At 40.0% G+C, this 9,909-nt stretch carries 10 protein-coding genes; 4 read left to right on the top strand and 6 right to left on the bottom strand.

Going from position 1 to position 9,909, the window contains the following annotated elements:
* Positions 1-69: 69 nt before the first annotated feature.
* The 4 genes from AC1DG9_RS17255 (at position 70) to AC1DG9_RS17240 (ending at position 2,294) form a co-directional block, all read left to right on the top strand.
* The gene (locus AC1DG9_RS17255; RefSeq protein ID WP_172662938.1) at positions 70-315 is read left to right on the top strand and encodes a hypothetical protein; all 246 of its coding nucleotides are present in this window, start codon (positions 70-72) and stop codon (positions 313-315) included.
* A gap of 38 nt (positions 316-353) precedes the next feature.
* The gene (locus tag AC1DG9_RS17250; RefSeq protein ID WP_172662937.1) at positions 354-890 is read left to right on the top strand and encodes a GNAT family N-acetyltransferase; all 537 of its coding nucleotides are present in this window, start codon (positions 354-356) and stop codon (positions 888-890) included.
* 27 nt (positions 891-917) lie between these two features.
* Entirely contained in the window at positions 918-1,676 is a 759-nt protein-coding gene (locus AC1DG9_RS17245; RefSeq protein ID WP_288879342.1) for an AraC family transcriptional regulator, read from the top strand.
* Positions 1,677-1,742: 66 nt separating this feature from the next.
* A complete protein-coding gene (locus tag AC1DG9_RS17240; RefSeq protein WP_477634952.1) occupies positions 1,743-2,294 on the top strand; it encodes a dihydrofolate reductase family protein in 552 nt (183 codons plus the stop codon).
* On the opposite strand, the gene AC1DG9_RS17235 is transcribed toward AC1DG9_RS17240, so the two are convergent.
* Genes AC1DG9_RS17235 through AC1DG9_RS17210 form a run of 6 tightly spaced genes read right to left on the bottom strand, consistent with a single transcriptional unit; the run spans position 2,266 to position 9,832 of the window.
* Positions 2,266-3,813 (bottom strand): FAD-dependent monooxygenase, encoded by a 1,548-nt coding sequence (locus AC1DG9_RS17235; RefSeq protein WP_477634951.1) that lies wholly within the window; start codon positions 3,811-3,813, stop codon positions 2,266-2,268. The two genes, AC1DG9_RS17240 and AC1DG9_RS17235, sit on opposite strands and share 29 nt — an antisense overlap.
* A gap of 39 nt (positions 3,814-3,852) precedes the next feature.
* Positions 3,853-4,671 carry an AraC family transcriptional regulator gene (locus tag AC1DG9_RS17230; RefSeq protein WP_288879340.1) on the bottom strand — a complete coding sequence of 273 codons (819 nt, stop codon included), beginning with the start codon at positions 4,669-4,671 and terminating at the stop codon, positions 3,853-3,855.
* Positions 4,672-4,685: 14 nt separating this feature from the next.
* Positions 4,686-7,154, bottom strand: coding sequence for a mechanosensitive ion channel family protein (locus AC1DG9_RS17225; protein ID WP_477634950.1), 2,469 nt, complete (start codon positions 7,152-7,154; stop codon positions 4,686-4,688).
* A 60-nt stretch (positions 7,155-7,214) separates the two neighbouring features.
* Positions 7,215-8,000, bottom strand: a complete 786-nt coding sequence (locus AC1DG9_RS17220) for a GDSL-type esterase/lipase family protein (RefSeq protein ID WP_288879338.1) — start codon at positions 7,998-8,000, stop codon at positions 7,215-7,217.
* Positions 8,001-8,055: 55 nt separating this feature from the next.
* Complete coding sequence (locus AC1DG9_RS17215; RefSeq protein ID WP_172662931.1) at positions 8,056-8,289, bottom strand: hypothetical protein; 234 nt, start codon at positions 8,287-8,289, stop codon at positions 8,056-8,058.
* Between the two features lie 34 nt (positions 8,290-8,323).
* On the bottom strand, positions 8,324-9,832 hold the full coding sequence (locus AC1DG9_RS17210) for a SulP family inorganic anion transporter (protein WP_288879337.1): 1,509 nt from the start codon (positions 9,830-9,832) through the stop codon (positions 8,324-8,326).
* Positions 9,833-9,909: the final 77 nt, after the last annotated feature.

The following is a 9,909-nucleotide window of genomic DNA, read 5'->3' as shown; positions in this document are numbered from 1 at the left end:
GTTTTGCAGCCAAAATGAACAAACGGTGCGGAATGCCCTGAATGCCTTAAACAATTACAACAAACATAAATGGAAAAGAACGATTTTGTATCCATCTGGTTGGAAGAAAGCGGCAACCCTGCTATAGAAGAATTAACGCAGCTGAATCTGGACATTGCCAATAAAACAGCAAAAAAATTAGCAGATAAAGGCCTTTCGGCAAATGACCTTGCTGTCTCTCTTGACATCAATCCGGACGAAATCCAAAGGTGGCTGATGGGCAGGCATTCTTTCAGTATAAAAATAATAAAGGAAATCTCTGGTACACCTTTGTGAACTAAAACTAATTCCATTTAATATTAATAAGTTTGAGAATGAAGATGTTTATTGAAACCGAGCGACTTTATTTTAGAGAATTATTAGAAACTGATGTCGAAGGCATCTTTAGTTTAGATTCTGATCCCGAAGTGCATCAGCACCTCGGAAAAAATCCAATTAAAAATATTCAACAGGCTAAAGATGTTATAAAATTCATTAGACAACAATATGTTGACAACGGAGTGGGACGGCTAGCAATAATTGAAAAAGAATCGAGTGATTTTGTAGGTTGGGGCGGATTTAAATTAATCACTGATTTAACCAATGGCCATAAAGACTATCATGATCTAGGCTATAGATTTCTAAAGAAGCATTGGGGAAAAGGTTATGCGACTGAATCTTCAAAAGCAGCAGTAGAATATGGTTTTAACGAACTTAAACTTCCTTCAATTTATGCTATAGCTGATATAGATAATTTGCAATCCCAAAGAGTTCTAAAAAAATGCGGCTTTATAGAAAAAGAGATATTTAATTATGACCTTGTCCCCCATTACTGGTATGAACATCACAAATTGACTATGGAGCTGTTTTAAATTATGCGTATTCAATTATACGATATCATGACGAGCCTCCGGCCCTATGTCAAAGTGATATGTACTATGGATTGTGATGAAGGCACAGATATAAGTCATATACGAGTATTACCTGATACTTGTGTTGAGTTATTTGTGAATTACACCAGCACGCCAGTGGCAATCATTGGCGATGAACTGCACAAGCGTAGTATCGTTAGCTTTCGTATGAGCCGGCCCATGGATGTCCAGATGCGCAAAGGGGCAGGTTGCCTTGCTGTTTGTTTCCATCCTGGCATGGCATATAAGTTCTTTCAGATACCCATTCATACATTAGCCGACACTACAGCTGCCTTATCCGATATATGGAATAATCTGGCGGAAGAAATAGAAGATAATCTAGCCTGTGCCTGTAACAATGAAACACGTGTAGGCATACTGCAAAACTATTTGCTGCAACAATTAACCACAGCTAAAAACGATTTGCAGGTAGCCTATTGCCTGCAGCAGGCGCAATTTTCCGGTGGCTTGTTGTCTGTAAGTAAGCTTGCAAACGACGCTGGTGTCAGTCAGCGCCATCTTTCACGAAAATTTCTGCAATGTATTGGCCTATCACCCAAAGAATATTTGCGTGTGTACCGGTTCATACAATCACTTCACTATATAAAAAAATACCCAGCCCTCTCACTTACGGAAATTGCTTATAAAAGCGGTTACTATGACCAGGCTCATTTTAATCGTGATTATAAAACATATACTGGATATGCTCCTGGTAAATTCACTCATGCGCAACATATTATTCATTGATGTCCGTTTTGTACAATTTGAGTTAATTTAATCTTTGCAGTTTTGCAATACAAAAACATTAGCGATATGAGAAAATTAATATTAGGATTAGCAATAACACTGGATGGATATATTGAAGGACCTAACGGTGAATATGATTGGTGCTTTACGGACCAGGACTATGGCTTAAACGAATTCTTTGACCGCATAGATGCCATTTTTATTGGCCGTAAAAGTTACGAGATAGCGCAACAGTATGCCGATAGCAATAACGGAGAAWTAGTTCCCGGAATGCCTGCAATGAAAGAATATGTATTTTCTAAAACATTGAAAACAGTAAAAGAAGGTGCCATACTTATATCTGACAATAGCATTACTGAAGCGCGAAGGATAAAAGAAGAACCAGGTAAAGATATATGGTTATATGGTGGTGCTGAACTTACCGATGCCCTGATGAAAGAAGGCCTTGTCGATGAATTATGGTTGTCAGTACATCCTATACTGCTTGGTGATGGTAAAACCCTGTTCCACAAAAAGGATAACCGAACCAAACTCACTCTTCTAAAAAGCAAGACTTATGAAAGTGGTTTGGTATCGCTCAATTACCGTATCAACAACGATCAATGGCCTCCGATGTGACGCCTGTAATCCAAAATGCAATTGCTTGTCTAAATGAGTTTTCATGAGCTTCATTATCAGAAGCCCAGGCGATAATTCCATCAGGGCGTATCAACACAACACTTAGGCCGAATTGTTCTTTCACTTGTCCAGATATAAAGTTGATTTGATTGCCATATTCAGTTGCCAAAGTTTTTATTAAAACATTCTTGTCAAAATCAAGAAGTGTCCAATGGCCATCCCGCATAAGCTCACCAATCGTAGTACCATCTTCGAACTCAAAGTTGGGAACGCTGTGCCCTACCAGCGGGTGGATTCCTCCTAAATGGTAATGTATGTTGATACCCCATACCCTTCCTGCAAAATAGGTGGCGCCCTCACGCGTGTTGATCAAATCGCGAAAAATTGCATTCAGCGCGCGAGCATGCGGGTCTGGTTTCATAATTGCAACCTGTGCGCGTGACCAATCCAAAACTTGTGCGCCAATTGGATGCCGTTCGGTATAATAAGTGTCTAGCAAACCATCTGTGGCTTTATCATTGATGGTTGCTGCAAGCTTCCAACCCAGGTTCATGGCATCGCCTAGCCCAAGGTTAAGCCCTTGTCCCCCTAACGGCGAATGGATGTGTGCAGCATCGCCAGCTAAAAGCACCCGCCTGTTGCGGTAGGTTGTGGTCTGCCGCGCCCGATCGGTCCAGGTGGTGGCAATATGGAGGGTGCTGATCGTTACATCGGTATTCGACACACGGCGCAACACTTCTTGAATATGTTCGAGCGTGATTGGATTTCCCGAGTGATGAAATGCTCCACCATCAAAATCCTGTATTAGTACATAGCCAGGCTGAGATTGCATATACATGCCTCTTGCAGTCACATTTCGGCCAGGGCTGAGCTTTTCCGGGTTAGCTATATCCGCTTTTACAGAATAACCGGTGAATTCCGGTTCTGTGCCTGCAAATTCAAAACCAGCAATCTTCCGGACAACGCTTCGACTCCCATCACAACCTACCAGCCATTTAGCTTTAAAAGATWGATCACCAGACTGAACCGCTACCTCATCCGCAGTTTGATTAAAGTCAGTAATGGCATGCCCGCGCCTGATTTGTACATTTAAAGATTCTGCACGGCGGGTTAAAACTGTTTCAATCTCCTGCATCTCAGAAATTAAATTAGTCTGGGTAGAGCAAGGTAAACGATACGCCCATTGTGAAGTGTCAACATTGACGGCAAGAAATGGAATACCAGCAAAGTGTCCTCCCTGCCTTTGTGCCCCTTCCTTTGCATTTTGATGTGGATTTTTAAGCTGTTTATGCAGCTCTAGCTCTTCAAGTAAACCACGGCGGTAAAGCGCTTCAATAGTAGGTGCTGAGAGTCCTCGTATCCCGAAAGGAAGTTGTTTCAATGGAGACTGCGGATTCTCCGCCTTTTCCAGTATCAGGACTGAACATTTGGCAAGTGCTAGTTCACAGGCAAGGAACAGACCTACAGGTCCTGCACCCGAAATGATGACATCGTAAATGGATTTATTTTGTGTTTTCATATGATTTATTTAAACACAAAATTCTGGAATGTTCCTGCGTTAGGCTTGTACAAACGCGACAAAATCACTGCCGACAGTCTGTTTTCCTTTCTTTGCCTTTCGTGCAAATACCCCTGGTGTAGTGCCACTGTAGCGCTTAAATTCCTTGCTAAGATGCGCTTGATCCGCGTAGCCGAGTTCCTGGGCCAAGCTGGCAAGGTTGGATTCCGGGTAATGCCATAACCGGTTTCGTACCTCCTCAAAACGCATCAGGCCAGACACGTCTTTAACTGTATGGCCAGAAGATTGCTTAAATCTCCTTTCCAATGTACGAACCGTTGCATGAGCCGCCGCCGCTACCTCGCTTACCAAAATAGCACCCTTTGCCTCTCTCATAGCAACTCCCGCTTTGAATAAGGTATTGTCGGGGCCAATCTGAGAGCGTTCATTTAAGAAATACTGTTTTACATGGGCTATCGCATCATCTATCCTATTGGCATGAATCAATTTATTCAAAGTCAACTGAAGCCGGGCTATCGGATGTTCAAATATGCGCAGCCCATCTTTACCGGATGGCAATCCAAGCAAATCGAAAACAGTCCATGGAAAGCACCTGATACCAATGATTTCCAAGCGGTTTTGTGTATTAAAAAGAACAGGTTGATTTAGCAGTCCCATCATAAACGGTGAGGGCAATGGCTGTAAACCATCATTATAAGAAATGCTATAAAGGTTTCCAAAATAAAAAATAATTTCAGCGTAGCCATCAGGCACTACCTCGAAACTCGATTCCAGTTCTCCAGATTCTTTTCTGTTGTACCAAAAGCACTTTATGATATCTTGTAGCTCTTCAGGAGGTTCAAATTCTTGATGGTGCATGGCAAGTAGTTGTTTTATTGCTGATCTGGATGATGAAGATGGATGTCCTGTTGAGGAAATGGTATTGCGATGCCATTGGCTTTAAAAGCTGCAACGATAGCTATAATCAGATCGCTCCTTGTAGCAGACGTATCTCCAATATGTTTTGTCCAGAAATATATCCGCAGATCGATTGAACTATTGCTGAACTGCTCGAATTGTACAACAGGACCCGGATTCTTGCTGATCCGCTGATCATTGTTTAAAATCTCCGTCAGTAACTGCCTGCACTTCTCCAGATCAGCATCGTAGGCAATGCCGATCAGGATCGATATGCGTTTACGGTTTCCGCCGAGCGACCAATTGATCAGATGAGCATTAAGCAAATCGCCATTGGGCATAACTACATCGGCGCCATCCCAGGTAGAAATTACACTGCTCCTGAACCCAATAGATTTCATTTTACCACCCTGGCCGTCAACATCAACAATATCTCCAACATTAACGGGCTTTTCAAATGCAATAATGAGTCCACTTACCAGGTTGTTAACTAAAGTTTGCAGACCAAAACCTATACCCACACCTAAAGCACCCAAAACGATGGTTATCCTATCAACAGGAATCCCTGCTGCTGCTACAGCCAAAAATAACCCGATGCACAGGATCGAAATACGCACCAGTAGCAACCAGCTCCCTATCCCCTGTCTCTCATTCTTATTTTCCTTATTATCTGGAAGATGTCCATCAGATGCAAAAAAAGAAACGATCTTGGACACAATAACTGCAATCGACATAATTGCAATAAATAATACCAGATTATTGATGCTGAAGGTATAATCACCAAGAGTGCGCTCCTGGGTAAAAAAGTTTTGAAAAGGCTTAAGTAGGTAATCAAATGCCGGGAAATTACGGCCAAGTAATATCGCCCAACCTACAGCCAGTAGTATATAGAATAACAAAGGAGCCCTTTTGCCTACCCTTTCAAAGTTGAGGTAAAAAAGCTTTTTATCCTGTCCTGAATATACATTAAATGCAAGAAAGAGCCCTTCATTAATAAGCCGCACTGTCCAAAGAAAAAGAATGGCAATAACCACGTTTAAAAATCCGCCAATGAACAGTGTTTTTGCCAAATTATACCTTCCAAACAAATTTGCCAGCGTGGATATTAGTTCAAGTAAGGCCATAAAAGCGATAGACCATACAATCCATTTCTCTCTAAGCTCTTCGCGATGCCCTTTTAATATTGTAATCAGGCCAACTATTACCCCAAGTATAGAAGTAATAAGCATACCCCATCGCTCTATTCTGGAGGCCTGTAGTATCAAATTACCCAAAGCAGCAATCAGAAAAACTACAACCATAATCAACCACACACGCATCCAGTATTTGCTTATATATTTTCTAAAAATAATGCTCAGACAAATGCAGGATATTGACCAAAAAATAACGTTTAAAATAAAAGGAKGCGATACAAAAAAGAACTGAAATAAACTTATAATAATTAACATAGCAGAGAGCAATGGATACCTGAGTACCAATTGGCCATCAAAATCAGTTTTTAGCAGATTATTTTCTAAATAAATATTTTTAAGTGAGCGCAGATAAATAAAAGAAGTAGCAATAAGTAAAACAAGCAATATTAATTTACCTGTATTGTTCCCCGCATAAAATGTAAGGGTCAATAATCCTTTTGTTTTTGAAAAATAAAGTATTTCTTCAAATGGCCGGTAATTACCAGGTGACTTCCAGAGGTTTCCAAACTCCCTTTTGTAGGTCTGCCCCGCCATGTCTTTCTGATAAGATTCAATTTCTTCTAAACTGCTTTCCAATTTAAAAGCCGTCATGTTTACCTGATTAAGTAAGTTCTGAATGTTATTGCTTGCCATCTTAAGTGAGGTATCGATGGGGCTAGTTTCATATGCAATAACTTTTATCTTTTGCAAATACTTCATCAGTGTTACTGAGTCTGCCGGAAATTTAAATAATGCGGGTACACTTAATAGTGAATCAAGCTGATACCGGAAATTGTTCAATTCCTGTTGACGGGCATCTAGCTTTAGTTTTCTGGCATTTACTTTATTTAGCAGTTGCGATAATATCTTTGAGGTAGCAGTTAGATTTCGGAATGTTTGTGATGATCCTCTGTCAGTAAAAATACCATCACCAGCCACAGCAAAATCTTCTTCGATCTTTTTAAGCTCGTTTTTTGTATCCGTCGTGTCTAATTTGCCATTTACATAGATCTTTGCTTTTTGCATGGTCCGTTGTATCTCGTCAAACGTTTTGATTTGAGCAATCGTTGCTTTATCGGCATCAAACTCATCAGCACTTTTTTTCGAAGAACGTTTTGCAAAAGCCTGCATTTTAGCTACAAAATCTAATTTTGAGCTGTCCTTTACAAGGGATTTATTAATTGAATCTTTCTTTTGAGCACGTAAGGCAATGCAGCTAAATAAGCAGATACAAACCAGTAGAAAGCAGCTTAGTTTTTTAGGGAGCATCATCTGACTAAGGATTAATGTTCAATATTACGCAAAAAACCATAATTATCCTCCCTTGGAACTTTAGATGGCCTTTAAGATCCCTTTAACCCATATTCTTGCCAGCTCTTTTGATCCTTCGGCATTTGGATGCAAATAGAACGTGCCCTTTTTTCCTTGTTCAGGTTTAAACAAAGTAGTATGATTCTTTTTGAAAAAATCAAAGCCAGATTTATCACCTGCAAATATCCGTTTAGGAGCTAATTTGGTATACCTTTTAACCAGGTTATCAATTTTTGGGAAGTAACTTTCTAATCTGTTTAAACCTTCTTCTAAATAAGCTGCATTGTTTTGAGTATTAGCGCTATACCAAAGTGGATACTGAAGTACAAATTTTGCCTTTGGAAACTGATTTAATAAAATATCAATCACTTTGGAAATATTTTGATCGTATTGCTCAGCAGAGATAGGCGATCCGTTGGGCCCGAATATTGCGCTATCGTTAGTTCCCAACATAATAGAAAACAAAAGCGTGGCCGAGGTATCCTTGTTTAAAGCGTTTGCGGCTTCGATAACCTTCGGGAAGTCAGTATTAGTGGCCGGCAAAAAATCAAGGCTGGTATGTCCGCTATAGCCCATGTTTGCAATATTAACAGAGCTAAAGCGTCCTTTTGAAGTTAGGATTTGCTGAACTATAAGAGGCGTTGCCTCTAAGGATGGCTGTTTTAGTGCACCTCCCTCCGTTATACTGTCTCCTATAAAAACAATATTCAGTTTTACTCTTTTTCCAGAGGAAAAGGAAGTTAGCAATAATACGGAAACCAGCATCAACAATCTTGGTATCAGCTTAGCCACAGGGAAACTCTTCATGATTCTTTTTTTTCATGAAGATAAACAATTGATCCAGTTTACAAACCCTAATCAGTTAAAGCAAATCAACATGCTCTTCCTCGATCAGTTTTCCAATTTCATTTACGTACGACTGATCTATCCATCCCTTTGTTTCCCAGGTAATACCCAGTTCATGGACTACAGCATGTAGAATAGCAAATTTATTTGAACCTTTAAAAACTTTATAGATGCCATCCTCTTGTGGATAGACTGTAAGCTTAACTCCATGGAGTTCGATGGCAAAGGGATCCGTGTAAACTAATTTCATTCTTATTATTTAATATCAAAGCAACAGCAATAGATCAAAATTGTTTGATGTTAACTTCTATCACTGTTTCAGCATTTTTGAGTAACGTCCTGCAATCTTCACTAAGATGCTGCAGGTGTAATTTCTTTCCTGCCAGTTTATAACGTTCAGTTAATTTATTTAGTGCTTCTATACCACTCATGTCCGCTACTCTACTTTCGTTAAAATCTATGATAACTTCCTGAGGGTCTCCGGTCACGTCAAATTTCTCATTAAAAGCGGCTACAGATCCGAAAAATAAGGGGCCAAATATTTCGTAATGTTTAACCCCAAGTTCATCTATATATTTTTTTGCACGGATTCGTTTTGCGCTTTCCCATGCAAATACCAAGGCTGAAATGATAACACCTATAAGTACTGCAAGTGCCAGATTATGAAGCCAAATGGTAATTCCGGCCACAAGAATTCCTATAAAGATATCCTGCCTGGGCATTTTGTTAATGATGCGGAAACTAACCCATTCAAATGTACCTATGGCAACCATAATCATTACCCCTGTTAATGCAGCCATTGGAACGCGGTCAATAATAGGTGCACCGAAAAGTATAATAATAAGTATGGTTAATGAAGCAATTATTCCAGATAATCTTGCTCTGGCACCAGCCGATAAATTAACCAGTGTTTGAGCAATCATTGGGCACCCCCCCATTCCAAAGAAAAAGCCATTAGCAATATTTGCAGTCCCTTGCGCAATACATTCTCTATTACCGTTGCCTTTTGTGGTGGTAATCTCATCAACCAAATTGAGGGTCAATAATCCTTCTGTTAAACCAACGCCTGCCATAATTAAGGCATATGGAAAAATAACCTGTAAAGTCTTAAACTCAAAGGGTATAGCAGGTATGTGAAATGGAGGGAACCCACCACTAACAGAAGCAATATCTCTTACCATTTTTGTGTCAATATTGAATCCAAGGACCAGTAAAAAAACTACTATTATAGCTATTAGAGATGGAGGGACAGCTTTAGTTATTTTTGGCAAAAGCACCACTATTGCTATGGTAAGCAGTACTAAACCACCCATAATAAATAATGGAGTACCACTGAGCCAGGCCGATTCTCCATTCACAACAGTTTTAAATTGTTGCAATTGCGCCATAAAAATGATAACCGCCAAGCCATTCACAAAACCATACATTACCGGTTGAGGCACCAGGCTAATAAATTTTCCCAGTTTAAACAGGCCAACCCCTATCTGGATAATGCCAGCCAATGCAATGGCAGCAAAAACATATTCAATTCCATTTGACTTCATTAAAGCAATAAGAACAATTGCGGTAGCGCCTGCACCACCCGAAATAAGACCCGGCCTGCCACCTAAAATTGAGGTAATCAGTCCCATAATAAAGGCGGCATATAAGCCTGATAAGGGAGGGAATCCGGCAAGGATAGCAAATGATAAAGATTCGGGCATCATTGTCATGGCAACCGTTAGGCCTGCCAGGATTTCATTTTTATAATTGACCTTTTGCGAAAAGTCAAAAAAGCGATTACGAGAAAACATATGTAAAGTTGATGCTTCGAAAGTATGAACCAAAAGTAGAAAAAATACTTGATCTCTGCGTTATTAAGATGTATGTG

The organism is Pedobacter sp. 05L430 (assembly GCF_056397585.1).
The sequence above is the reverse complement of the archived record's forward strand: the minus strand, read 5'-3'. Positions and strand labels throughout refer to the sequence as shown.

What these genes read in the sequence shown, in the direction of transcription:
- AC1DG9_RS17245 (WP_288879342.1), top strand. Translation starts at nt 918, where the DNA reads ATGACGAGCCTCCGGCCCTATGTCAAAGTGATATGTACTATGGATTGT.
- AC1DG9_RS17220 (WP_288879338.1), bottom strand. Translation starts at nt 8,000, where the DNA reads ATGAAGAGTTTCCCTGTGGCTAAGCTGATACCAAGATTGTTGATGCTG.
- AC1DG9_RS17230 (WP_288879340.1), bottom strand. Translation starts at nt 4,671, where the DNA reads ATGCACCATCAAGAATTTGAACCTCCTGAAGAGCTACAAGATATCATA.
- AC1DG9_RS17250 (WP_172662937.1), top strand. Translation starts at nt 354, where the DNA reads ATGAAGATGTTTATTGAAACCGAGCGACTTTATTTTAGAGAATTATTA.
- AC1DG9_RS17210 (WP_288879337.1), bottom strand. Translation starts at nt 9,832, where the DNA reads ATGTTTTCTCGTAATCGCTTTTTTGACTTTTCGCAAAAGGTCAATTAT.
- AC1DG9_RS17255 (WP_172662938.1), top strand. Translation starts at nt 70, where the DNA reads ATGGAAAAGAACGATTTTGTATCCATCTGGTTGGAAGAAAGCGGCAAC.
- AC1DG9_RS17215 (WP_172662931.1), bottom strand. Translation starts at nt 8,289, where the DNA reads ATGAAATTAGTTTACACGGATCCCTTTGCCATCGAACTCCATGGAGTT.